The following is a 23,743-nucleotide window of genomic DNA, read 5'->3' on the forward strand; positions in this document are numbered from 1 at the left end:
CCGTCACCCGGCTGACCAACCTCCCTGGACATCACAGTTAGCGCCCCAATGTGGCATTGGGTGCGTTGGATGCACCGAACGCCACATTGGGTGCATCTGACGCACCCAATGCCGCATTGGGGGCGCATCCCGGGTGGCGGGCGGGGCGGGCAGCGGCCGGGTGGTCCGTGAAGGGCTCCTTGAGGGAATCTACGTCCGTGAAGGGGCCCCTCACCGAACGAGCGGCCGGTCGTGAGGGCCACCCTGGGGGAATCTGTGTACGTGAGGGTTCCCCTCACGTACTTCACGTTGCGCGGAAGCAGCCTTTTACGTGGTCGTCGACCATGCCGGTGGCTTGCATCAGCGCGTAGCAGGTGGTCGGGCCCAGGAAGGCGAAGCCGCGCTTCTTCAGGTCCTTCGCCATTGCCTTCGACTCGTCGGTGATCGCCGGGACGTCGGCCATGGTGCGGGGGCGGCGGTGTTTCGCGGGGGCGAAGGACCACAGCAGCTTGTCCAGTGGGATGTCCAGGTCTGCGACAGCGCGGGCGTTCTTCACGGCTGCCTCGATCTTCGCGCGGTTGCGGACGATTCCCGCGTCTTGCATGAGGCGGTTGACGTCCTTTTCGCTGAAGCGGGCGACCTTCTCCGGTGCGAAGCCTCGGAAAGCTTTCCGGAAGTTCTCGCGTTTGCGGAGGATGGTGATCCAGGACAGTCCGGACTGAAACGATTCCAGGCACAGGCGTTCGTACAGCTCGGCCTCGCCGTGGAGCGGGACGCCCCATTCCTCGTCGTGGTACGTCGCGTAATCGGGGGCTGAGTTGCCCCAGCTGCAGCGGGCGATGCCGTCTTCGCCCAGTAGTTCCGTCATTGTTCCCCCATTGAATAATTTTCCGCGAACCTCGCGAACTGCCGCAGTGAATGGCGTACGCCGAGGGCGAACGCGGGGCGCGCCAGGGGCCAGCCTGCGCGGCCTAGCAGGCCGAAGGGCAGTTTGAGGTGTTCGGCCCACACGAAGGTGCAGTGGCCGGCGCCCTTCGACAGCACCTGGAACACGCCCGTTCCCTGCACCAGGCTGCCCAGGTGGCGCACCGTGCAGCGCAGGGGCGGTTCCCAGGTCGTGATCTCCATCGTGTCGGTGAAACCGATGCCTCCGAAGCCGGTGAAGGCCGCGAGTTTCGAGCCGACGCTGCGGCCGTTGCCCTCGACGACCCGTACCTGCGTGCCGAGCATCCACTCGCCTTGGCGGGCCCAGTCGGTGAGTGCGAGCCAGGTCGTGCCAGCCGGTGCCGCGACGTCTACCGACAGCACCAGGTCACTCACCCGTCGGCCTCCGGTGCGCTGCTTCGCGGGGCTGTTGCGCGGCCTCGAGCCGGGCGACCCGTTCGCGCAGTTCGTCCAGTTCCACGCCGGTCCTGCGCAGCACCCAGTCCACTTCGGACATCTTGTACCCGCGGAACACCAGCTGGAAGCGTACCTGGCGGACGTCCTCGCCGGTGATGTCCTCGGCGGGCAGACGAGTGGGCGAGCTGCCCGGCGGCAGCGGCGCCAGTTCCTCGCCCCGGCCGAACACCACAGCGGCCAGGAGGAACACCACGGCGGCCACCAGCAGCATGACTACGAGGTAGATCAGCGCGGTCGTCACGCGACGATCGTGGCACACCGCCGCCAGGAACGTCGCGCTAGCACGACAAGTCGGAACGACAGGACCACCCAGGCGACCATCAGCACGCCGCACGGACCGCTCAGGAACAGCCGCGCCGCGTCGACCACCCCGGTCGCTCCGATCAGGAGCAGCACGGAGAACAGGTTGAGGCCCACCGCGATCGCGCCGAGCGTCCGGCTGACCCGGGCCGTGCGGACGCCGTCGAACCGGCGGCTGAGGAACCGCGTGCCCAGCAGCGCGAGCAGGCCGAGCACCGGCACGGCGTAGATCGCGGCGTGGGTGAACTGCGTGACGTACGGATACCAGCCGGGGTTCGGCGTGGTCAGCCGCGACCAGGAGCCGTAGGTGAAGATGCGCGCCACCTCCCACGACGTCTGCATCGCGGGCACGCCGAGCACGAGCAGCCACAGCGTCCGTACGCCGTTGTGCATGCTCAGTTCCGCTTGGTAGTCACCGGCGATCTCGCGGACCTGACCGAAATCCGCCACCGCGCGGCGTTGCGCCTCGACCTCGCTCCAGCCGCCCTCGCGGTGCGCCTCGGCCGCGTCGCGCAGACCGTCGCGGGCTTCGGCGAGCAGGTCCGCTTTCGTGCCGCGGCGGCCGATCAGCGCGCGGTCCAGTTCGGCCAGGTAGGCCTCGATGGGGCTTGCCGCGGTCTGGCTTGTCGTGGTCATGGTTCCAGCACTCCACCGATCACCGTGGTGAACTCCCGCCACTGCACCCGTTCCGCGGCCAGCGCCTGCTGCCCGGCGCGAGTGAGCCGGTAGGTGCGCCGCTTGCGGCCGGACACCACGTCCCACTCGCTGGCAAGCCAGCCGGCGCGCTCGAGCCGGCGCAACGCCGGGTACACCGTGCCGGTGGGCAGGTCGAGCGCTCCGTCGCTGCGCAGCGCCAAAGCCTCGATGATCGCGTATCCGTGCAGCTTGCGGCCGTCGAGTACGGCGAGCAGCAACGCGTCGAGGTGTCCGCGCAACGTGTCCGCTTTCATAGGTCGGCAGTCTACTCATCTTGACCCTGGCAGGCTAATCTCCGCGCCTCCCCGAACCGTCCGGGAAAAACCCTGAGATCACCCCCGATCTCATGGGTTTTGCCGCTACATGTAGCGGCGCTACGTATAGGCTCCGTCGGCATGGACCCACTGCCGATAGCGCGACTCCAGTTCGCGACCACGACCACGTTCCACTTCCTGTTTGTGCTGCTCACCCTGGGTTTAGTGACCATGGTGGCGATCATGCAGACCCGCGCGACGCTGCGCGGCGGCGAGCAGCTGCACCGGATGACCGCGTTCTGGGGCCGCCTGTACGTGGTCAACTACGCACTCGGAATCGTCACCGGAATCGTGATGGAATTCCAGTTCGGGATGACCTGGACCGAGCTGTCCGCGTTCGCCGGGGACGTTTTCGGCGCGCCGCTCGCGATCGAGACGCTGGTGGCGTTCTTCCTGGAATCGACGTTCCTCGGCGTGTGGATCTTCGGCCGCGGCCGCATGAACAAGTGGCTGCACCTGGCGGTGTTATGGCTGGTCACGCTCACCGCGTACGCCTCCGCGCTCTTCATCATGGTCGCCAACTCGTTCCTGCAGAACCCGGTCGGTTCGCGGATGGAGAACGGCGTGCTGCGGCTGGACGACTTCGGCGCGTTGTTCGCCAACCCGGCGCTCGTCGCGTCGCTGCCGCACGTTATCGGGGCCGCGTTGCTGACCGGCGGCTTCTTCGTGACCGGCGTCAGCGCGTACCACTTCCTCAAACGCACCAGCGAGATCGACTTCTTCCGCCGGTCGCTGCGGATCGGGGTGGTGACGTCGCTGATCGGCAGCGTGCTGGTGGTCCAGGCCGGGTTCGCGCAGTTCGCCGAGGTCGCCGGGTATCAGCCGGACAAGTTCAAGGGTTCGGTCGCCGTCGGGCTGCCGCTCGGAATGATGATCAATATCGGCTTCTTCGCGTTCTTCGCGGCGTTAGTCGGCACGCTGCTGTTGTTCCGCGACCGGCTGCTCCGGGCACGGCCGGTGCTCATCCTGATGGTGCCGGGGATCGCCGTGCCGTTCATCGCGGCGATCCTGGGCTGGCTGGTCCGCGAGATCGGCCGTCAGCCTTGGCTGGTGTGGGGCAAGCTGCGCACCGCGGACGCCGTCGCCGACGTCAGCGGCGGGCAGATCCTGTTCTCCTTCATCGCTTTCACGCTGTTGTTCGCCGTGCTGGCCGTCGCCGACTGGGTGCTGCTCGCCCGGATCGCCAAACGCGGTCCGGCCGTCGCCGCGGCGGAAACCGAACTTCCTGTCCTGAGTGGAGTGTGACCCGTGGTGACGATCTGGTGGGGTGTGCTCGGTTTGCTGCTGGGCGGCTACTTCGCGCTGGCAGGCTACGACTACGGCGTCGGGATGCTCCTGCCCGCGCTCTCCCGCGACGAGGCTGGACAGCGGCGCGTGCTCGGCGCGGTCGGCCCGTTCTTCCTGGCGAACGAGGTGTGGCTGGTCGCGGCGGTCGGCGTGCTGTTCGGCGCGTTCCCGCATCTGGAAGGGCGGGTGTTCGCCGGGGCTTACGTGCTGATTGTGCTGTTGCTGCTGGGCTTGGTCACGTTCACCGCGGCAGTGCAATTGCGGAGCCGGCATCCGGAGGGCAACCGGCGCGGGTGGACGTTCGCCATTACCGCGGGTGCGCTGGTCACCGCGGTCTCGTGGGGATTGTTCCTCGGCAACCTCGTGCGCGGGCTTCCGCTCGACGCGCAGGGCCGCCCGGTCGACGACGTTCTGGCGTTGTTCAACCCGTACGCGGTCTTGTGGGGACTCGGGTTTGTCGCCCTGTTCTGCTTGCAGGGCTTGGTTTTCCTCGCAGTACGTGGCCCGGCGGAAATTGCCGGACGGGTTCGTCGGCTGACTCGGTCGTTCCTGCTTCCGGTGGGCGTTTTCCTGGTGACAGCGACGGTTTGGGGAGCTTTCTCCGGTGGTTCTTGGGCCGCACTGGCGGTAGTAGCGGTCGCCTTCGCCGCCTACCTGACAGTCCTTTTCGGACTCCGGCGACCACGGTTGGCGCTCCCCGCCATCATGCTGCTGAGCGCGTGCCCCGCGCTGCTGGTCGGCGTGCTGCGGTTCCCGGTCGTCCTGTCCTCTAACGCGGGCTACCAGCTGACCGTCGACCAAGCCGCCACCACGCCGGACATGGCCGCGGTGCTCGGCTGGTTCGCCGCGCCCACGCTCCTCGTGCTGGTCGTCGTGCAGTGGCTGACCTGGCGGGCGCACCGACGTCCGGTCGACGAGAAGTCGTTGCTGCACTATTAAAAGGAGTCTCACCATGCCTGGTCTTCGCGGTTACCTGACAGCGCTCGCCGTGCTGGGCGTCGGCACCGCTGTCACCGTCCTCGTCCAGGCGGACGGGCTCGCGACCCTGCTCACTGGCGGCGGCGTTTCGGTTGCCCTGTGCGTCGCCGTCGGGGCGAGGCTTCTGCTCGTCGTCGCGCAGGGCCTGCTCACCAGCCACTTCGCGGCATCGGCACAAGCAGGCCTGCGTCGTCGGTTGCTAGACGCGACCGGCGACCCCGGCGTGACCGCCACCCGCATCACCAAAGGCGTCGATGCCACCGCCACCTACCTCACGGGCTACTTACCAGCGATGGTGCTGTCGGTCGTGGTCCCGATCGCAGTACTGGCAAGGCTTTTCACTGCCGACCTGACCTCCGCCTTGATCGTCACCGCCACCGTCCCGTTGATCCCGCTCTTCGGCGCGTTGATTGGTGCGCACACAAGAGCTCGTACACAGTGGACACTCCTAACGCGACTGGGCGGACACTTCCTCGACGTCGTCCGAGGCTTGCCGACGCTCAAACTGTTCGGCCGCGCGCAAGCCCAGACCCGGATCGTGCGCGAAATGGCCGACGCGCACGCCGACGCCACCATCCGGACGTTGAAAGTCGCCTTCCTGTCCGCGCTGGTGCTGGAACTCGTCGCCACCCTGTCGATCGCGCTTGTCGCAGTACCCATCGGGTTCCGCCTGCTGTCCGGCTCGATGACCGCGCACACCGCGATGCTTGTCCTGGTCCTCGCCCCGGAGGCGTACCTGCCGCTGCGCGCCGCCGGAGCGAAGTTCCACGCCGCCGCGGAAGGACTCACCGCATGGAAAGAAATCCTCAGCGCACCAACGACAATCCGCCGGTCCGGTACGCGGACACGTCGCCTCGGTCCGCCGGAAGTGGTATTCGACCACATATCCGTGCATTACGGCGAAACTTGCGCACTGTCCGAAGTAGACCTAACGATTCAACCCGGCGAACACCTCGCCTTGGTCGGACCGAGCGGTTCCGGCAAATCCACCCTGCTCGCCGTTCTGCTGGGTTTCGTCGAGCCGACCGCCGGGCGAGTGCTCGTCGACGGCGTCGACCTGCGCACCCTCGACCACTCGTCCTGGCTGCGCGACACTGCGTGGCTACCGCAACGTCCGACGCTCTTTCGCGGCACCCTCAAGGAAAACACCGGCGGACGCCGCGTTGACGACATCGTCACCGACCTCCCCGACGGCTACGCGACGCAGATCGGCGAACTGGGCGCCGGACTGTCCGCCGGGCAACGCCAACGCGTCGGGCTGGCCCGAGCCTTGTCCCGCACCAAAGCCGGACTCGTCCTGCTGGACGAACCCACCGCCCGCCTCGACGCCCGCACGGAAGCGACCGTGCTGGCCGGTGCCAAGGAACTGCTGCCCGGCCGCACCGCGGTCCTGGTCGCGCACCGACCCGCGCTGGCGGCACTCGCGTCGCGGACGGTCGAACTCAAGCATGGGGTGACGGTATGAAACTCGTCCGCGCGACCCTCCTCGCCGTCGGTGCGGAACTCGCCGGACTCGGCCTGACCGGCACCGCGGCCTGGCTGCTCATGCGTGCCGCCGAGCAGCCTCCGCTCGCCGCGCTCACCCTCGCGATCGTCGCCGTGCGCGTCTTCGCCTTGGCGCGCGGCGGACTCCGTTACGCCGAACGCCTTGCCGGACACGACGTTGTCCTCCGCTACCTCGGCTCCCTCCGGACCCGGGTGTACCAGGCCCTGCTCCCCCGTCGCGTCGCCGAACACTCCGGCGCGGACCTGGTCACCCGCCTGGTGTCCGATGTGGACGCCGTGCAAGACGCCATCCTCCGGCTAGCGCTACCGGCCGTGGTCGCAGGCACTGTCGGTCTCGCGGTAGTGATCTTCGCCGGGCTGGTAAGCCTTCCGCTCGCCGGGGTTGTCCTCATCGGACTGCTCGCAACCGGACTTCTGTTAATCCCCCGAAGCAAAGCCCCCGAGCCACGGCAGGAACTCGCCGAACGCACCGTGGAACTCGTCCTCGGCCGCCACGAACTCATCGCCTACGGCTGGGAACAACGAGAAAAAACCCGTGCCACCACGGTCATCGACAAGCTGGCCGCAGAATCCCGCCGCACCGGCCGCCGCCTTGCCCTGACCACTGCCGCCGGAGTGGCCGTGCAGTTCGCGACCACCGCCGCGGTCGCGCTGCTCAGCCCCGCGAGCATCCCGGTCACCGCCGCCCTCACCCTGACCACGATGGCCCTGTTCGAACTGGTCCTTCCGCTGCTCCCCGCCGCCGAGCGAATTCCCGAAATCCGCGCCTCGCTGAGCCGGGTCCGTGCCGTCCTCGCCGCGCCGGACCCAACCCCGGAACCGATTCCCGGACCAGGGCATTTCCGGCTGACCAAAGTCGGTGTGCAGCATCCCGGCCGCTGCGCCGCGCTCGAAGGCATCGACCTCGACCTGCCGCCCGGCACCCGGCTAGGCATCCTCGGCCCCTCAGGCGCCGGAAAAACGACCCTGCTGCACGTCCTGCTCGGCTTCGTCTCCCCCACGTCCGGTTCGATCACCGTCGACGGCCGCCCCGTGACCGGACCCCACCCCGCGGTGATCTCCGGTGCCCTCTCCGACGCACATGTCTTCGCCACGAGCGTCCGCGAAAACCTGCTGCTCGCCAACCCGGAGGCCACCGACGACGACCTGCGCGCCGCCTGCGAAACCGCCGGATTCGACCTCCCGCTGGACCGGGACACCGGCCAAGACGGCGACGCCCTCTCCGGCGGTCAACGGCAACGGCTGATCCTCGCCCGCGCGGTACTCGCCGCACCGCCGGTCCTGGTCCTCGACGAACCGGTGGAAGGCCTCGACCCGGCGCACGGCGACGAGGTCCTGGCGAGGGTTCTCGCTCAGGCGAAGGGAACCGTCGTGCTGGTGACGCACCGACCAGAGCACGTCGCCGGGTTCGACCAGATCCTCATGGTCGAAGACGGTCGGCCAGCGCTCACTGTTCCCGGATGAGCTGGATCGGCGGGTCCATCGGATCGAGGTGGAACAGGTCGTTGGCGTCAACGTACGGCTGCGATTCCGGCGATCCGCGGAACAGCGCGACGACGACAGCGGTGAGCCGGACTCGGCCGCCGCCGAGATGAGTGATCCCCTTCGGCTCGGCGAGACCGGCCAGCCACTCGGCCTGCACCGGGTGCATCGTGGCGGTGTAAGTCCCGGTCCGGCCGGCGCGGGCGGCCAGGACGTCGCCCCACCGGGCGAGCGAGAGGATCTCGTCGATCGCCAGCCGGATCTCGTCGCTTCCCCCGTAATCCAACGCCGTGTACCCGGCCTGGCGGGCAATTCCGCCGCGCCAGTAACTGGAGTCGTCGCCGGGCACGCTCCGGTAAACCGTCTGCCACGCGGGCCGCCGGTGAAAAGGATGCGGAGCCAGTTCGGCCCAGCCGACCAGGAACCCGTCCCTGCTGCCGTCGTCCGCGTAGACCCGCACGGTGTTCCGGTCCGGCTGCCGAAAAACCAGATCGCGCAGTTCCAGCCGGCGCGCGCTCGAAGGATCCAGTCGGTCTTTGGCCACGTCCATCGCCCCCGCTGCTCGAATCGGATCGGCTCCGGAACATAGCGCGCGGCGATGACATCTCGATGAAGCCGCGTTCTGTCCACTGTAGACAGAGGGTCATTCCCGCCGGGCGGCCAGCACCTCGCGCATCGGCGGCCGATCCGCCACCGGCACCTCCGTCACGTCGGGCACCCATTCCTCGGACACCTGCACGAACTGCGTGAACCGCGCCGCCTCCGCGCCCGGCATCCCGCAGCGGGCCAGCGCGGTGCCGAGGATCTGCCGGGCCATCACGCCGAGTTGCAGCAGCGACCGGTTGCGGTGTTTGCGCACGCCGAGGTTGACCTGCGCCAACCCGTCGAGGCCGTAGCGCTCCTCGGCGTCGAGCAGCAGGCCGATCTCGACGCCGTATCCCCCGGCGAACGGCACCGACTCCAGGAACTCGCGCGTGCCCGCGTACTCGCCGCCCAGCGGCTGCACCAGCTCGCCGAGGGCCGGGCGCAGCGCGGACAGCACCGGGCGCGCCAGCAGCTCGGTGACCCGGCCGCCGCCGGTGCTCTCCAGCCGCAGCGGGCGGCGGTAGAAGCCCTTGACCAGGTGCACGCCGTCCTCGGTGAGCAGCGGGCCGAGCAGCGACGGCACGAACGCCGGGTCCGGGTCGACCAGGTCGGAGTCGAGGAAGACCACGACGTCGCCGGTCGTCGCGGCAAGTGAGCGCCACAGCACCTCGCCCTTGCCCGGACGCGGCGGCAGCTCCGGCACGACGTCCTCGCGGCGCACCACGCGAGCCCCGGCGGCCGCGGCGACCTCGACGGTCGCGTCGGTGGAGCCGGAGTCGACGACCACCAGCTCGTCGACCACTCCGCCGAGCAGCGGGCGCACCGAGGCGACCACCGCGGCGACCGTTTCCTCCTCGTTCAGCGCCGGCAGCACGACCGACACGGTCCGGCCGCGTTTGGCGGCGAGGATGTCCGCGGCGCTCCACCCGGGCTCCTGCCAGGTGCGACGGTGAAACCAGCTCATGGAGGCGATCGTGCCATGCTGGAGCCGGTGCCCGATCCTCCGGAGGGAGAACCCTTGCTGTCGCTGCTCGTCCGTTTCGTGCTCGGACCGCTGGTCCGCGCGCTTTACCGGCCCCAGGTCGAGGGGGTCGAGAACATCCCCGAGGACGGTCCGGTGCTGCTCGCCTCCAACCACCGGGCGGCGCTGGACACGGGTGTGATCACGTTCACCACCCCGCGGCAGGTCCGGTTCCTCGGCAAGGCCGAGTACTTCACGGGCAAGGGCGTCAAGGGCCGGTTCATCGCGAAATCGCTCGACGCGCTCGGGTACGTCCCGGTCGAACGCGGCAACGCACAGGCCGGGCTCGCCGCGCTCGAAGCGGGCCGGAAGGTGCTCACCGACGGCGGCGTCTTCGCGATCTACCCCGAGGGCACCCGCTCGCTCGACGGACGGCTGCACCGCGGGCACACCGGCGTCGCCGCGCTCGCGCTGTCCACCGGGGCGAAGGTGGTCCCGGTCGCGTTGTTCGGCACCGAGGGCATCCAGCCGAACGGCGCGAAAATCCCGCGGCTCGCCAAGATCAAGGTCCGCTTCGGCGAACCGCTGGACTTCGCGCGCTACGAGGGCCAGGACTCGTCCTCGGCGATCCGCCGCTCGGTCACCGACGAGATCATGTACGCGATCCTGGAACTGTCCGGGCAGGAATACGTCGACACCTATCACAAGCGACCGGACGAAAAAGCGTCGTAGGCGCCTTATCCGACCGAGCGGCTCATGATGTCGACCAGCTTGTCCGCGTCGGACGCGACGCTGATCAGCTCCCGCGTTTCCGGCCGCAGGAATCCCTTCTCCAGCATCTGATCGGCGAACGCCACCAGCGGCGAGTAATACCCGGCCACGTCGAGCAGCCCGATCGGCTTGCGGTGAATGCCGAGCTGCGCCCACGTCCACACCTCGAACAATTCCTCGAGGGTGCCGACCCCGCCGGGCAGCGCGACGAACGCGTCCGACAGCGCGGCCATTTTCGCTTTGCGCTGGTGCATGTCGGCGACCACGTGCAATTCGGTGAGACCGCCGTGCGCGATTTCCACGTTCGACAGCACTTCCGGGATCACGCCGATCACTTCGCCGCCCGCGGCGAGCGCGGCGTTCGCCACCACGCCCATGGTGCCGACGCTCGCGCCGCCGTAGACGAGGCCGATTCCCCGCTGCGCCAACAGTTTCCCGACGCCGGCCGCCGCTTCGGCATACTCCGGCGAAAAACCCTGCGCCGAACCGCAGAACACACAGATCCGCATCAGTGCGTGTCCTCCCAAGCCTGATAAGACTCCTGCACGACGCGCACCGCGTCGTCGATGTCGTCGGTCAAGTGCAGCAGATCGAGGTCCTTCTCGCCGATTTTCCCGCCGTCGAGCACGGATTTCGCGATCCAGTCGTACAGCCCGCCCCAGTATTCGGTGCCGAACAGCACCACCGGGAACTTCGTGACCTTCTTGGTCTGGACCAGCGTGAGCGCCTCGAACAGTTCGTCGAGCGTCCCGAATCCGCCGGGAAGGCAGATGAACGCCTGCGAGTACTTGACGAACATGGTCTTGCGCGCGAAGAAGTAACGGAAGTTCACGCCGAGGTCGACCCACGGGTTCAGGCCCTGCTCGAACGGCAGCTCGATGCCGAGCCCGACGGAGAACCCGCCCGCCTCGTTCGCGCCGCGGTTCACCGCTTCCATCGCGCCGGGACCGCCGCCGGTCATCACCGCGAACCCGGCGTCGGCGAGCGCGGCCCCGATCTTGCGGCCCAGTTCGTACTCCGGGTGGTCGCGTTTGGTGCGCGCCGAACCGAACACGGTCACCGCGCGCGGAACCTCGGCCAGCGCGCCGAATCCCTCGACGAACTCGGCCTGGATCCGCAGCACCCGCCACGGGTCGGTGTGCACCCAGTCGCTCGGCCCCCGCGAGTCGAGCAGCCGCTGATCGGTGGTGCTGCCCTGGTCGCGCCGATCGCGCCGGAGCACCACCGGGCCCTTGTGCCGCTCCACCGGACGTTCGGGGTACTGGCCGTCGGGAAATTCAGACTGTTCGCTCACCAGCCAAGCCTACGGGCCGATCGGCCGCGGCGGGCGCCCGAGGCGGCACCGGAGCGTGACGGCTCGGTTGCCCGCGGCTGAACGCGGGAAAGCGGACCACCAGCGGGTTCCGGTCCTCCTACCAACGGCCGGTTGTCAGGAACTACCTACGAAAGTCGTCCGGCCCGTCCCAAACCGGCGTTTTCCCTGCTACGGGGCTACTTGCGGGGAATAGTCCCGATCACCCCCGAGGTCCCGCTGGTCCGTTCAGCGCATTGACCGCCCCCGTGAGCGCTTTTTTACTCACGGTGTCCGCGGCCTGATCAGCCCAGCTCAACGCGTTGCGCTTTTCCCCATCGTGTACCCCGAAAGGACTGTCGATGACGTCCAGAAGAGGGCTCGCCACCGGCATCGCAAGTGTCGCCGGTCTCGCCCTTTCCCTGCTCGCGCTGCCGGTGACCCCGGCATCCGCGGCCCCCGCCCACCCCACCGCAGACCCGCAGGCCACCGCGATCGCGGCCGCCGACCGGGCCGCCGCCGCAGGCGCGGTCGGGCTCCGCAAGAGCTCGGCCGAAAGCCTGCACCGCGTCAGCACCACCCTGGGCGACGCCGGGCTGTATTACAACTCCTACGAGCGCACCTACGACGGCCTCCGGGTCGTCGGCGGGGATGCGGTGATCGTCGCCGACGGAACGGGCCGCGTGCGCGGCACCGACTCCGCCGAGGGCGCGGCCATCACCGTGGGCACCAAGCCCACTGTCGACGCGGCGCGCGCGGCCTCGGTCGCCCGCGCCCAGTTGCCGACCGTGAGCACGGTGAGCAAGCCTGATCTGGTCGTTCTCGGCGGCGCACAGCCGAAACTCGCCTACGAGGTCGTCGTCAAGGGCCGCACCGCGAAGGCGCCGAGCAACCTGCACGTCTTCGTAGACGCCGCCACCGGCAAGGTCCTCGACCAGCGCGACGACGTGAAGGCCGAAAGCCCGGCGAAGTCCGGCGCGAACGCCGCGGCCCCCGCCGCGGCGGGCAACGGCAACAGCTACTACGTCGGCCAGGTCAGCATCGACACCACCGGGTCGGGCAGCTCGTACTCGATGCGCGACCCGAACCGGTCGGGCATCAGCTGCGGCCGCGAAAACGGCTCGGTGTTCACGAAGTCCAGCAACAACTGGGGCAACGGGCAGGGCACCGACCTCGAAACCGGTTGCGTCGACACGCTTTACAGCGTGCAGACCGAGTGGAACATGCTGAAGGACTGGCTGGGCCGCAGCGGCATCGACGGCAACGGCCGCGGGTTCCCCGCCTCGGTCGGGCTGAACGACGTCAACGCGTACTGGGACGGTTCGTCCACGCACTTCGGCCACTCGCAGGACAACCAGCGCCAGGCGACGTCGATGGACGTGGTCGGCCACGAGTTCGGGCACGGCATCTTCCAGAACACGCCGGGCGGCGCGGGTTCGGGCAACGAGAACGGCGGGCTCAACGAGTCCACCGGCGACATTTTCGGCGCGCTGACCGAGTTCTACGCGAACAACCCGGTCGACAAACCGGACTTCACCGTCGGCGAGGGCGTCAACCTGGTCGGACAGGGCCCGATCCGCTACATGTACAACCCGGGCCAGATCGGCGACCCGAACTGCTACTCGTCGTCGATCCCGAACACCGAGGTGCACGCCGCCGCGGGCCCGCAGAACCACTGGTTCTACCTGCTCGCCGAGGGCAGCTCTCCCTCGGACGGCCAGCCGTCGAGCCCGACCTGCAACAACAGCAGCGTCACCGGCGTCGGCATCCAGAAGGCGGGCAAGATCTTCTACAACGGCCTGCTGCACAAGACCTCGTCCTGGAACCACAAGGCGGCCCGCAAGGCCACCCTTCAGGCCGCGGTCGACCTGTTCCCGGGCAGCTGCACCGAGTTCAACGCCACCAAGGCGGCGTGGGACGCGGTTTCGGTCGGCGCGGTTTCGGGCGAGGCCACCTGCACCGGCAACCCGCCGGCGGGCAACGACTTCTCGGTCGCGCTGTCCCCGGCGACCGCGACTGTCCAGCCCGGTGAGTCGGCCAAGTCCACGGTGACCACCAAGATCACCAACGGCAACGCGCAGTCGGTCAAGCTGACCGCGAGCGGCCTGCCCTCGGGCGCGACCGCGACCTTCGACCCGGCGACCATCCAGTCCGGCGCCACCGCGACCGTCACCATCGCCACGACGGCCAGCACGCCGAAGGGCACCAGCAAGGTCACGATCACCGCGACCGGTGCGAACGCCACGCACACCTCGGACTTCACCCTCACCGTGGGCAGCGGCACCCCGCCGGGCTGCGGCGGCATCGCGGCGTGGGACTCGAACACGTTCTACGGTCCGGGCGACGTGGTCTCGTACAACAACCACAAGTGGACCTCGACGTGGTACTCCGTCGGCGCTGAGCCGGGCGCACCCGGTTCCTGGGCCGTCTGGACCGACAACGGGGCCTGCTGACGCAGTAACCGCACTCTAGTTTCTCGGCCTTTTAGACCAGCCGGGCACGGCGCCTCGTGCCCGGCTGGTCTGTGTTCAGCCACTTGTCCAGACCACCCTTGCTGGAATTTGTCTAGACCATACGTTCGGGGGTAGGAATCCCCCGGTGCGCCGCTTACCGTTGCGACACCACCGTTACCGGGGACGGGAGCCGTGATGAACGGACGGAAATCGCGCTGGTTCGGGACCGCCGTGGCGGCCCTGCTCGCACTGCCGCTCGCGGGAATCGCCCCCGCCTCAGCGGCCGCTCCGCAGTCGGACACCTGCGCGGTAAAACCGAGACCCTCCGGTTCGGTGCTGCAAGGCTATTGGGAAAACTGGGACGGAGCCTCGAACGGCGTCCACCCCGGCATGGGCTGGGTGCCGATCAACGACCCCAGCATGGCCGCACACGGGTACAACGTCATCAACGCCGCCTTCCCGGTGATCCTTTCCGACGGCACCGTGCAGTGGGAAGACGGCATGGACTCGACGGTGAAGGTCTCCACGCCCGCCGAGATGTGCGCGGCCAAGGACGCCGGAGCCACCATCCTGATGTCCATCGGCGGCGCGGCAGCGGGCATTGACCTGTCGTCCAGCTCGGTCGCCGACAAGTTCGTCAGCACCATCGTGCCGATCCTGAAGAAGTACAATTTCGACGGCATCGACATCGACATCGAGACCGGCTTGTCGAGCAGCGGCGACATCAATTCGCTGTCCGCCTCGCAAGCAAATCTGGAACGCATTATCGACGGCGTACTGTCCCAAATGCCCGCTGGCTTCGGCCTGACCATGGCCCCGGAAACAGCATACGTAACGGGCGGCTCGGTAACCTACGGCTCGATCTGGGGCGCATACCTCCCCATCATCAAGAAGTACGCCGACAACGGCCAACTGTGGTGGCTGAACATGCAGTACTACAACGGCTCCATGTACGGCTGCTCCGGCGACAGCTACGAAGCCGGGACCGTGCAGGGATTCACCGTGCAGACGCAATGCCTGGACAAGGGCCTCACCGTACAAGGCACCACAATCCGCGTCCCACTGGACAAACAGGTCCCAGGCCTCCCAGCCCAACCAGGCGCAGGCGGCGGCTACATGGATCCGGGCCTGGTCTCGCAGGCGTACCAGAGCGTCCCCGGACTCAAGGGATTGATGGACTGGTCAATCAACTGGGACGGCTCAAAAGGCTGGACCTTCGGCGACAACGTGAAATCGCTGCAAGGCCGGTAAAAAAAGCTGCTGTGGGCCGGGGTGCTTGCGCATTGCGCCGCCCCGGCCTCAGCCCACAAACCAACGGGCCGCCGGTTCTCCCCGGCGGCCCTTTCTGCCGTGAGGGGAACCCTCACAGACGCTGATTCCCGCAGGGTTCCCCTCACGACCATGCTCCGGACGTGAGGGGCCCCTTCACGGACCCAGATTCCCTCAAGGAGCCCTTCACGGACCGCCCCGCCCGGCCCGCAGCCGCCGGGATGCCGCCCCAATGCGGCATTGGGTGCATGGGACGCAACGAACGCCACATTGGGTGCATCCAACGCACCCAATGCCACATTGGGGCGCAAGCCCCGCCCGAAAACCGGCAGCCGACGCACCCAACCGTCGAGACACTCAACCCCACCCGCAGCCAGTGCACCCAACGAGCGAGGCACCCAGCCCCTCCCCCGCACCCCGATACGAAGCCTCCCTGCGGTCTGGGGGTGCTTGTCAAGGCATCTTTCCCGCCTTGACAAGCACCCCCAGACCGTCAGCACAATCAAGCTTCGGGGTGCCCCACGCACGCACGGGCCAATGTCGCCGCCAGGCGACGAGGCCCGAGCCGAGACAGAATCAACTCAAAAACCGCCTCAACACCTCAGCAACCCCCCGAATCTCCCCAACCCGAACCCACTCCTGCTGCGTATGCGCCAACGTAGGATCCCCAGGCCCGAAATTCACCGCAGGCATCCCCAACGCAGCGAACCGAGCCACATCCGTCCACCCCAACTTGGCCGCAGCCGACCCGCCAGCCGCAGCCACCAGTTCAGCAGCAGCAGGCGCAGACAACCCAGGCAACGCCCCAGGCGACATATCCACCAACGTCACATCAAACCCATCAAAAACCCCTCGCACATGCGCCTCGGCCTCCTCCGCCCCCCGATCAGGCGCGAACCGATGATTAACCGTCAGAACGGCAGCATCCGGCACCACATTCCCAGCCACCCCGCCGGAAATAGCAGTAGCCTGCAGCCCTTCCCGATAAGTCAGCCCGTCAATCTCCACCACCCGAGGCGAATAAGAAGCCAACCGCTGCAACGGCTCCGCCAACGCGTGAATCGCATTCGACCCCATCCAAGCCCGAGCAGTGTGCGCCCGAGCCCCGGAAGTCCGCACCTCAACCCGCAACGTCCCCTGGCAGCCAGCCTCAATCACCCCATTGGACGGCTCCCCGACAATCGCGAGGTCCCCGGCAAGCCACTCAGGCAACTCCCGCTCGATCCGCCCGAGCCCGTTCCGAACAGCCTCGACCTCTTCATTGTCGTAAAACACAAACGTCACATCATGCCGAGGCTCCGGCAATGTAGCGGCGAGATGCAAGAAGACCGCATCCCCGCCCTTCATGTCCACCGACCCCAGCCCATGCAACACGGAATCGTCCCCGACCCCAGTAAGCCGAGAAGGCAAGTTGGAATTCTCCGGGACAGTGTCCAAATGCCCCGCGAGAATCACCCGCGAAGGCCGCCCCAACCGAGTCCGTGCCAGCACCGCGTCCCCATTGCGCACGACCTCCAAATGCGGAGCCTGCTCGGCCAGCGCCGCCTGCACCAGGTCCGCGAGCTTGCCCTCCTCCCCGGAGACGCTGAACACATCCACAAGGGCAGCGGTGAGGTCGGCCGGGTCGGCGCGCAGGTCAAGGGAGGTCATACCGGCACCGTACCCAGCAGGCGCGGGGGCTACCGTGAGGACGTGCGCACGCGAAGCTCCCTGGTCGCTCTCGGCGTCCTCGCCCTCGTCCTCACCGGCTGCAGCAACGAGGCCGGGCCCAAGGCCCGTCCGGGAGCCGGCGATCCGGGTCCGGACGCCCTGCCGACCAAGCTCGAGGCGCTGTCGGCCGACGCTTGCTTCACCGGTCCGCAGACCCAACTGCCCAAGGGCTGTGAGAAATACGTCACCGAGGTCGGCAACACCGCCGGTTCGGTGCACAAGCTGGCTAAAGCGGGCAAGACGGTCAACCAGCCGCTCGACCGCGACGCGACCGCGCTCGACCAGGCGGTCGGCGCGTTCCGCCAGGCGGGCTGCACCACCGTGCCGACCCCCGGCGGGGCGTGCACGCAGGCGCTCGTGTCCATCTCGACCGCGCTGACCGAGGTCAAGCAAAAGGTGAACCAGCTGGCCACCACAGGTTGATCCGGCCCGCTTCGGCTACCGTGACCGGCGTGAGCGAGCAGACCCCTGACCCCGAAACGACCGGCGCCGTCGGCGTCGGGCTGGCCACCGTCACGTCCGACGGGACCGTGCTGGACACCTGGTACCCGCACCCCAAGCTGGTCGACGCAGGCACGAGCGGCACCGAGCGGCTGACCGCGGAGCAGACCACCGAGCTGCTCGGCGAGTCCGCGGCCGCGCTGCTCGGCCCGGACACCGACCGCGGTGTCGAGGTCGTCGCGGTGCGCGTCACGATCGGCAGCCTTGCCACCGCGCCCGCCGACGCCCACGACGTCTACCTGCGCCTGCACCTGCTGTCGCACCGGCTGGTCCAGCCGCGCGTGCAGAGCCTCGACGGCATCTTCGGCCTGCTGGCCAACGTCGTGTGGACGAGCCACGGCCCATGCCCGGTCGAGGGCTTCGAGCAGACCCGGCTGCGGCTGCGGTCGCGCGGCGCGGTCTCCGTGTACGGCGTGGACAAGTTCCCGCGGATGGTCGACTACGTGCTCCCGACCGGCGTCCGCATCGCCGACGCGGACCGCGTGCGGCTCGGCGCGCACCTGGCGTCCGGCACCACCGTGATGCACGAGGGCTTCGTGAACTACAACGCGGGCACGCTCGGCGCATCGATGGTCGAGGGCCGCATCTCGGCGGGCGTGGTGGTCGGCGACGGCAGCGACGTCGGCGGCGGCGCGTCCATCATGGGCACGCTGTCCGGCGGCGGCACCGAGGTGATCTCGATCGGCGAACGCTGCCTGATCGGCGCGAACGGCGGCGCGGGCATCTCCCTCGGCGACGACTCGGTGATCGAGGCCGGGCTGTACATCACCGCGGGCACCAAGGTCGAGGTCGACGGCAAGACGGTCAAGGCACGCGAGCTGTCCGGCATCTCGGGCGCGGTGTTCCGCCGCAACTCCGCGACCGGCGCGGTCGAGGTCGTGCCGCGCGGCGGCGTCGGCATCCAGCTGAACGAAGCACTGCACGCCAACTGATCCAGCTCTTCGACGAGGGTGCGCTTCCCGCAGCGGAAGCGCACCCTTTCGACGTTTTCGGCGGATTCGATCTGATCGTCGCTCACCTACCATTAACCAGGTGACTTCCGAAGCGACCAGCCGCCGCCGTACTCCGGAACCGACGACGCCGGCCGCTCTCGGGCTCCCCGCCGAACCGGCGAAGGCGGGCCCCGAGGCACCGGCCGCCGCGCACGTCCGCGCCAAACTCGACCACGAACTGCGCGAACTGCTGTCCCGCGAACCGGGCACCCGGACTGGGGCCGATCCGGAAGAACTGCACCAGATGCGCGTCGCGCAACGGCGGATGCGAAGCGTGCTGAAGTCCTCGAGCGCACTGGTCGGCCCCACCGCGGAACCGGTACGCGCCGGCCTCGGCTGGCTGGGCCAGGTCCTCGGCGAGGTCCGCGACTACGACGTCCTGATCGGCCACCTGCGCGAGGTGATCGCCGACTTCGACGTCCGAGACCAACCCGCCGGACGACGGCTGGTGTCCCGCTTCGTCTCCGAACGCACCACCGCCCGCCGCCGCTTGAACCGGGCGCTGTCGAGCCCCCGGTACGCGACCCTGCTGCAGGGCATCGCCCAGCTGTCCCGCACCGCCGAGCACGAGATCGACGAAACCCCCGCCGAGAAGCCCAGTTTGGCCGCGGACGTACGAAAGCCGTACCGGAAACTCGCCCGCGCAGTCGCCGCCCTGCCCCCGAATCCCCCGGACGACGACCTGCACGCACTGCGCATCCACGGCAAGAAACTCCGCTATACCGCCGAATTGGCCCGATCGGCGGCGAAGAAGAAGCAGGCCGCGAAACTGTCCGAACTGATCAAGGCGACGCGCAAATTCCAGACGGTGCTGGGCGATCACCAGGACGCGGTGTTCGCCGCGGAGAAGGTGCGCGGAGTACTGCCCAACGCAGACGCCGAAATCGGCTTCGTCGCCGGACGAATCGTCGAACACGAACTCGCCAAACGCGCCCACGCCCGCGCCACCTGGCTCGACATCTGGCACCGCATCGAAGCAGCCGAACACGCAGTCAGCTAACCGACCACACGTACCCATCCGGCCGCACCAGCACCCGCTTCCCCGGTGCCCCCTCGTACGCCGCGTACGCATGCCCGCCCGCGTCCACGAATTCCCCCGTCGCACCCTGCGGCAGGATCCGGTACGCGGGATGCTCCGTCCCGAGCGGTCCGTCGCCGAAGACCAGTTCTGTCGCATGTGGACCCTGGAACAGCTCGAACAGCCGCACGCTCTTGCCGTTCGCGTCCACGAGCGGCGCGTCCGGCGCCCGGTCTCCCGGCCGCAACGCTCCCACTCCAACCGGCGACAGCGGGCCGCCCCGGTAGGTCAGGTCGAGTTGCTGCGTCTCCGGCCCGCGTTCGTGCGCGTCCTCGGCACCCTCCTTGTACTTCTCCAGCAACGCAGTGCTCACCCCCAGAACCCGCGCCGCGACCGCGCGTCGTTCCGCCTCGTAGCTGTCCAGCAGCGCGGGCGATCCGTCGGCGAGCTTCCAGGCCAGGTTGTACGCGTCCTGCACCCCGGTGTTCAAGCCCTGCCCGCCGGTCGGCGGGTGTACGTGCGCGGCGTCCCCGGCGAGGAACACCCGGCCCTGCCGGAATGCCGCCGCCAGCCGGATGTTCGGCCGCCACACGGTTGACCACGCCAGCTCGAGCAGCCGGATCCCGCCGCCGGACACCGCGTCCAGGTGCTCCTGCAACTCGCTCAGCGAGGTGCCCGCGTCGCCGTCGCCGAGCGGGGAGGCGAACTGGAAGTACGGCGTCCCCGGGAGCGGCGTGAACGCGACGCCGGACATCGGCTCGTCCGCCTTCGCGAACCAGTACGCCGAGCCGTGGTCGAGCCCCTCCGCGGAGACGTCGCCCAGCAGCATCCGGATCGACTCGTCAGTGGTCCCCTCGAACGCGATCCCCAGCGTCTTGCGCACGAAGCTCTTCCCGCCGTCCGCGCCAACCAGGTAGTCCACGCGCACCGTCTCCCCCGTCGACAGCTCCGCGGTGACGCCCTCCTCGTCCTGTGTGAAGCCGGTCAACGCGGTGTTCAGCTCCACCCGCACGCCGAACTCGGCCAGCCGGTCCCGGAGGATCCCCTCGGTCTGCGACTGGCCGAGGAACCAGGCGGTCGGATACGGCACCGCGGGCGTCGGCTCGACCGGCTCGGCCATCCGTCGCACCATCGTGAACTCCCCGTCGAGGTACACGCGCATCTCGTGCGGCGGCGCACCCGCGGCGAGCACCGCGTCCAGCACGCCCAGATCCTCGAAGACCTCCATCGTGCGCGGCTGCAGCCCGTCGCCGCGCGAGCCGACGAAGTACTGCTCCGCCTTGTCCACCACCCGCACGCCGACCCCGCGCCGCGCCAGCTCGATCGCCAGCGTGAGCCCGGTCGGGCCCGCCCCCGCCACCAGCACCGTCATGTCCTTCTCCCGTCTGACTGAATTATGATTCACTGAATTTAGATTCAGCATGCCCGCTGATAGCGTTCGCGTCAAGGGAGGTGCCGGATGACAGCGACGAGCCGCCGGGACAAAGCCGCCGAAACGGAAACGGCGCTCAAGGACGCGGCCAAGCGCGTGTTCGCGGCCAAGGGCTACCTGAACACGAAGATCACCGACATCACCCGGGAAGCCGGCCGCGCCGCGGGGTCGTTCTACAACCACTTCGCGGGCAAGGAAGAACTGCTGATCGCGCTGCTGGCCGACCTGGCCGAGGACAGCGACCAGCAGGCCATGGCCGAGGACCATCTGTCCGATTTCAGCGATCCCGCCGCGGTCCGCTGGCACGTGCGGCAGTACTGGGACTTCTACCGCGCCAACGCGCCCACGATGCTCGCGCTGCGCCAGGCGGCGATGGTGAACGAGGACTTCGCCGCCGCGTACGCGAACTTCGGCGCCACCCAGGCCTCGGACGTCGAGAGCCACCTCGAGCACGTCACCGCGGCCGGCTTGCGGCTCCCGGCGAACACCCAGCTCACCATCGCGATGATGTACCAGCTGATCGACAACTTCGCGCAGATGTGGCTGGTCACGCCGCCGCCAGCAGGGTGGAACCAGCCCTCCGACGAGGAAGCGATCGAGGCGCTCACCCGGTTCGTCTACCGCGGTTTCACCGGCCGCGACTACTGACGGCCGGTCACCTTTCCGGCCCCCGCCCCGTCAGGGAAGTGGGACCGGAAAGGAGCAGCCATGGAAACCGGACTTCTCGTCGCCACCTTCGTCTGCGTCGCGATCAACGCCTTCGAGGTCGTGGCCAAAGCCGTCCGAGCGCGGTTCGTGGTGCAGAACTCGACCGAGGTCGGCGTCGGCCCGCGATGGATCCCCTACCTGGCGATCCTGGAAGGCGCGGGCGTCGCCGGGCTGGTGGCCGGCCTGCTCGGCTGGCCTCGCCTGGGATTGGCCGCGGCGATCGGGCTGACGCTGTTCTTCGTCGGCGCGGTCGGAGCGCACATCCGCGCGAAGGTGTTCCACAACATCGCGTTCCCGGCGGTCTTCCTCGCGCTGGCGGTCGCGGCGACCGGGTATTTCACGGGGTCAGTCGCCTGACCCCGTGCTCTCAACCCTGCGCCAGCCGTTCCGCGGCCGCCTCGATGCGCTCGTCCGTTGACGTCAGCGCGACCCGCACGTGTTCCTTGCCCGCGGGCCCGTAGAAGGTGCCCGGCGCGACCAGGATGCCGCGCTCGGCGAGCCATTCCACCGTGGCCTGCGCGGATTCCCCGCGCGTGGCCCAGAGATACAGCCCGGCCTCGGAATAAGTGATCTCGAAGCCGTTGTCCTGCAACGCCTTCCGCAGCACGACCCGCCGGGCGCGATAGCGTTCGCGTTGCCCGGCAAGGGCTTCGTCGTCGGAAAGCGCGGCCACCATCGCCTGCTGCACCGGGCGCGGCACGATCATGCCGGCGTGCTTGCGCACCTCCAGCAGGGTCTTCACCAGCTTCGGGTCACCCGTCACGAATCCGGCGCGATAGCTCGCGAGGTTCGCCGACTTCGACAGCGAGTGCACCGCGAGCAGGCCGTCCGTCTGTCCACCGTGGACGGACGGATGCAGCACCGACAGCGGTTCCGCCTCCCAGCCGAGCGAGAGGTAACACTCGTCGGACACCACGACGGTGCCGCGTTCGCGCGCCCATTCGACCACCTTGCGCAGGTGGTCGACGCCGAGCACGCGGCCGGTCGGGTTCGACGGCGAGTTCAGCCAGATCATCGCCGGGCGGCGCGGGCCGAGCTGGGTCAGCCCGTCCGCGCGCACCACCTCGGCACCCGCGAGCAGCGCACCGACCTCGTACGTCGGATACGCCAGCTCCGGGATGACCACCAGGTCGCCCGGCCCGAAGCCGAGCAGCCGCGGCAGCCAGGCCACGGCCTCTTTCGAACCGATCGTCGGCAGCACCGCGTCCGGTTCGACGCCGGTGATCCCGTACCGCCGCTCCAGCGCCGCGACGGCCGTTTCCCGCAGCTCAGGCGTGCCGTGCGTCGCCGGATAGCCGGGGATCTCCGACACCGACGCGAGCGCGGCGCGGATCGAGTCCGGCACCGGGTCGACGGGCGTGCCGACGGACAGGTCGACGATGCCCCCGGGATGCGCCTGCGCGCGGGCCTTGACCTCGGCGAGCGAATCCCAGGGGAAGTCGGGCAGCCGGGTCATTCGCCCTGCGGGGGCAGAGCCTTGATGAACCCCGGGTCGTGCGCGGTCTTGCCGACCTTGGAGGCGCCGCCGGGCGAGCCCAGCTCGTTGAAGAAGTCGACGTTCGCCTTGGTGTAGTCGGACCAGTTGTCCGGGACGTCGTCCTCGTAGTAAATGGCCTCGACCGGGCAGACCGGCTCGCAGGCGCCGCAGTCGACGCACTCGTCCGGGTGGATGTACAACATCCGCTCGCCCTCGTAGATGCAGTCCACGGGGCACTCGTCGATACACGCCTTGTCGAGCACGTCGACGCAGGGCTCGGCGATCACGTAGGTCACTGCGTACTCCTGGCTTCTCCTGCTGGGCCGGTCGGTGCGGACATTACGCGCTTCCCTGGCCCCCGGTGGTGGTTAGGCGACCCTTATCCCACCCCTGGAAACGGGGCGGATCCGAGCCGCTCAGCGGTCCCGGCGGCGCGGTTTCGGCGCGTTCCGGGCATCGCCGGTAATGGTGAAGGCGGGTCCGGCGGGCTTGCCGTCCTCGCGTTTCTCCTCGAGAGTCCGCTTGAACCCGTCGGCGATCTCGTCGACAAGCTCATCGTTGTGCCGGTCGTCCTTGCGCGCGTAACTCATGGGGTTCTCCTGCGGAACGGGACAGCTCTCTCCGTCACAATC

General features: G+C 68.6%; 26 protein-coding genes. 12 read left to right on the forward strand and 14 right to left on the reverse strand.

The window, feature by feature from the left end:
- Positions 1-283 precede the first annotated feature (283 nt).
- The 5 genes from EIZ44_RS36765 to EIZ44_RS36785 are packed head-to-tail and all read right to left on the reverse strand — an operon-like array spanning position 284 to position 2,630.
- Entirely contained in the window at positions 284-847 is a 564-nt protein-coding gene (locus EIZ44_RS36765) for a DNA-3-methyladenine glycosylase I (RefSeq protein ID WP_134668847.1), read from the reverse strand.
- Positions 844-1,299 (reverse strand): SRPBCC family protein, encoded by a 456-nt coding sequence (locus tag EIZ44_RS36770; protein ID WP_037815932.1) that lies wholly within the window; start codon positions 1,297-1,299, stop codon positions 844-846. Before EIZ44_RS36770 ends, EIZ44_RS36765 begins: the two co-directional genes overlap by 4 nt.
- Entirely contained in the window at positions 1,292-1,621 is a 330-nt protein-coding gene (locus EIZ44_RS36775) for a DivIVA domain-containing protein (protein WP_037815935.1), read from the reverse strand. The genes EIZ44_RS36770 and EIZ44_RS36775 overlap by 8 nt, the downstream gene beginning before the upstream one ends.
- Entirely contained in the window at positions 1,618-2,316 is a 699-nt protein-coding gene (locus EIZ44_RS36780) for a permease prefix domain 1-containing protein (RefSeq protein ID WP_134733751.1), read from the reverse strand. The genes EIZ44_RS36775 and EIZ44_RS36780 overlap by 4 nt, the downstream gene beginning before the upstream one ends.
- Positions 2,313-2,630, reverse strand: a complete 318-nt coding sequence (locus EIZ44_RS36785) for a helix-turn-helix transcriptional regulator (RefSeq protein ID WP_037815937.1) — start codon at positions 2,628-2,630, stop codon at positions 2,313-2,315. The genes EIZ44_RS36780 and EIZ44_RS36785 overlap by 4 nt, the downstream gene beginning before the upstream one ends.
- A 141-nt stretch (positions 2,631-2,771) precedes the next feature.
- On the opposite strand from EIZ44_RS36785, the gene EIZ44_RS36790 reads away from it, so the two are divergent.
- From EIZ44_RS36790 to cydC, 4 genes are read left to right on the forward strand one after another with little or no spacing between them, the layout of a single operon-like run.
- The gene (locus tag EIZ44_RS36790; protein ID WP_134668842.1) at positions 2,772-3,935 is read left to right on the forward strand and encodes a cytochrome ubiquinol oxidase subunit I; all 1,164 of its coding nucleotides are present in this window, start codon (positions 2,772-2,774) and stop codon (positions 3,933-3,935) included.
- A 3-nt stretch (positions 3,936-3,938) separates the two neighbouring features.
- Complete coding sequence (gene cydB, locus EIZ44_RS36795; RefSeq protein WP_134733753.1) at positions 3,939-4,916, forward strand: cytochrome d ubiquinol oxidase subunit II; 978 nt, start codon at positions 3,939-3,941, stop codon at positions 4,914-4,916.
- 13 nt (positions 4,917-4,929) lie between these two features.
- A complete protein-coding gene (gene cydD / locus EIZ44_RS36800; RefSeq protein WP_134733756.1) occupies positions 4,930-6,420 on the forward strand; it encodes a thiol reductant ABC exporter subunit CydD in 1,491 nt (496 codons plus the stop codon).
- A complete protein-coding gene (cydC, locus tag EIZ44_RS36805; RefSeq protein ID WP_134733758.1) occupies positions 6,417-7,925 on the forward strand; it encodes a thiol reductant ABC exporter subunit CydC in 1,509 nt (502 codons plus the stop codon). The genes cydD and cydC overlap by 4 nt, the downstream gene beginning before the upstream one ends.
- On the opposite strand, the gene EIZ44_RS36810 is transcribed toward cydC, so the two are convergent.
- Both EIZ44_RS36810 and EIZ44_RS36815 read right to left on the reverse strand, forming a co-directional pair.
- The gene (locus EIZ44_RS36810) at positions 7,909-8,493 is read right to left on the reverse strand and encodes a hypothetical protein (protein WP_134733759.1); all 585 of its coding nucleotides are present in this window, start codon (positions 8,491-8,493) and stop codon (positions 7,909-7,911) included. The two genes, cydC and EIZ44_RS36810, sit on opposite strands and share 17 nt — an antisense overlap.
- A gap of 93 nt (positions 8,494-8,586) precedes the next feature.
- Positions 8,587-9,492, reverse strand: coding sequence for a glucosyl-3-phosphoglycerate synthase (locus tag EIZ44_RS36815; RefSeq protein ID WP_134733761.1), 906 nt, complete (start codon positions 9,490-9,492; stop codon positions 8,587-8,589).
- A gap of 54 nt (positions 9,493-9,546) precedes the next feature.
- Between EIZ44_RS36815 and EIZ44_RS36820 the strand changes: the two genes are divergently transcribed.
- Positions 9,547-10,221 (forward strand): lysophospholipid acyltransferase family protein, encoded by a 675-nt coding sequence (locus EIZ44_RS36820; RefSeq protein WP_134668882.1) that lies wholly within the window; start codon positions 9,547-9,549, stop codon positions 10,219-10,221.
- 5 nt (positions 10,222-10,226) lie between these two features.
- Here the strand turns inward: EIZ44_RS36820 and EIZ44_RS36825 are convergent, their stop codons facing one another.
- Positions 10,227-10,769, reverse strand: coding sequence for an LOG family protein (locus tag EIZ44_RS36825; protein ID WP_200864309.1), 543 nt, complete (start codon positions 10,767-10,769; stop codon positions 10,227-10,229).
- Complete coding sequence (locus EIZ44_RS36830; RefSeq protein WP_043831975.1) at positions 10,769-11,554, reverse strand: LOG family protein; 786 nt, start codon at positions 11,552-11,554, stop codon at positions 10,769-10,771. The genes EIZ44_RS36825 and EIZ44_RS36830 overlap by 1 nt, the downstream gene beginning before the upstream one ends.
- 359 nt (positions 11,555-11,913) lie before the next feature.
- On the opposite strand from EIZ44_RS36830, the gene EIZ44_RS36835 reads away from it, so the two are divergent.
- The gene (locus tag EIZ44_RS36835; protein ID WP_134733763.1) at positions 11,914-14,004 is read left to right on the forward strand and encodes a M4 family metallopeptidase; all 2,091 of its coding nucleotides are present in this window, start codon (positions 11,914-11,916) and stop codon (positions 14,002-14,004) included.
- Between the two features lie 195 nt (positions 14,005-14,199).
- The gene (locus EIZ44_RS36840; RefSeq protein WP_037815951.1) at positions 14,200-15,255 is read left to right on the forward strand and encodes a chitinase; all 1,056 of its coding nucleotides are present in this window, start codon (positions 14,200-14,202) and stop codon (positions 15,253-15,255) included.
- Positions 15,256-15,849: 594 nt separating this feature from the next.
- On the opposite strand, the gene dapE is transcribed toward EIZ44_RS36840, so the two are convergent.
- Positions 15,850-16,923: a succinyl-diaminopimelate desuccinylase gene (dapE, locus tag EIZ44_RS36845; RefSeq protein ID WP_134733765.1), complete on the reverse strand. Its 1,074-nt coding sequence runs from the start codon at positions 16,921-16,923 to the stop codon at positions 15,850-15,852.
- A 42-nt stretch (positions 16,924-16,965) separates the two neighbouring features.
- Here dapE and EIZ44_RS36850 point away from each other — a divergent pair, with 42 nt between their 5' ends.
- From EIZ44_RS36850 to EIZ44_RS36860, 3 genes are all read left to right on the forward strand, one after another.
- On the forward strand, positions 16,966-17,406 hold the full coding sequence (locus EIZ44_RS36850) for a hypothetical protein (protein ID WP_037816399.1): 441 nt from the start codon (positions 16,966-16,968) through the stop codon (positions 17,404-17,406).
- Between the two features lie 29 nt (positions 17,407-17,435).
- Entirely contained in the window at positions 17,436-18,416 is a 981-nt protein-coding gene (gene dapD / locus EIZ44_RS36855) for a 2,3,4,5-tetrahydropyridine-2,6-dicarboxylate N-succinyltransferase (RefSeq protein WP_037816400.1), read from the forward strand.
- Between the two features lie 100 nt (positions 18,417-18,516).
- Positions 18,517-19,476 carry a CHAD domain-containing protein gene (locus EIZ44_RS36860; protein ID WP_134668827.1) on the forward strand — a complete coding sequence of 320 codons (960 nt, stop codon included), beginning with the start codon at positions 18,517-18,519 and terminating at the stop codon, positions 19,474-19,476.
- Here the strand turns inward: EIZ44_RS36860 and EIZ44_RS36865 are convergent.
- Positions 19,469-20,866, reverse strand: coding sequence for an FAD-dependent monooxygenase (locus tag EIZ44_RS36865; RefSeq protein ID WP_134733768.1), 1,398 nt, complete (start codon positions 20,864-20,866; stop codon positions 19,469-19,471). The two genes, EIZ44_RS36860 and EIZ44_RS36865, sit on opposite strands and share 8 nt — an antisense overlap.
- An 87-nt stretch (positions 20,867-20,953) precedes the next feature.
- Between EIZ44_RS36865 and EIZ44_RS36870 the strand changes: the two genes are divergently transcribed.
- Both EIZ44_RS36870 and EIZ44_RS36875 read left to right on the forward strand, forming a co-directional pair.
- Positions 20,954-21,574, forward strand: coding sequence for a TetR/AcrR family transcriptional regulator (locus tag EIZ44_RS36870; RefSeq protein WP_037815954.1), 621 nt, complete (start codon positions 20,954-20,956; stop codon positions 21,572-21,574).
- A 60-nt stretch (positions 21,575-21,634) separates the two neighbouring features.
- Positions 21,635-21,991, forward strand: coding sequence for a DoxX family protein (locus tag EIZ44_RS36875; RefSeq protein ID WP_037815955.1), 357 nt, complete (start codon positions 21,635-21,637; stop codon positions 21,989-21,991).
- Positions 21,992-22,001: 10 nt separating this feature from the next.
- Here the strand turns inward: EIZ44_RS36875 and dapC are convergent, their stop codons facing one another.
- The 3 genes from dapC to EIZ44_RS44965 all read right to left on the reverse strand — a co-directional run bounded on the left by dapC (position 22,002) and on the right by EIZ44_RS44965 (position 23,701).
- Positions 22,002-23,090 carry a succinyldiaminopimelate transaminase gene (gene dapC / locus EIZ44_RS36880; RefSeq protein WP_037815957.1) on the reverse strand — a complete coding sequence of 363 codons (1,089 nt, stop codon included), beginning with the start codon at positions 23,088-23,090 and terminating at the stop codon, positions 22,002-22,004.
- On the reverse strand, positions 23,087-23,407 hold the full coding sequence (gene fdxA, locus EIZ44_RS36885) for a ferredoxin (RefSeq protein ID WP_009072848.1): 321 nt from the start codon (positions 23,405-23,407) through the stop codon (positions 23,087-23,089). Before fdxA ends, dapC begins: the two co-directional genes overlap by 4 nt.
- Before the next feature lie 120 nt (positions 23,408-23,527).
- On the reverse strand, positions 23,528-23,701 hold the full coding sequence (locus tag EIZ44_RS44965; protein ID WP_093575832.1) for a hypothetical protein: 174 nt from the start codon (positions 23,699-23,701) through the stop codon (positions 23,528-23,530).
- Positions 23,702-23,743: the final 42 nt, after the last annotated feature.

The organism is Amycolatopsis nivea (genome assembly GCF_004522235.1).
Classification (GTDB): Bacteria; Actinomycetota; Actinomycetes; order Mycobacteriales; family Pseudonocardiaceae; genus Amycolatopsis; species Amycolatopsis nivea.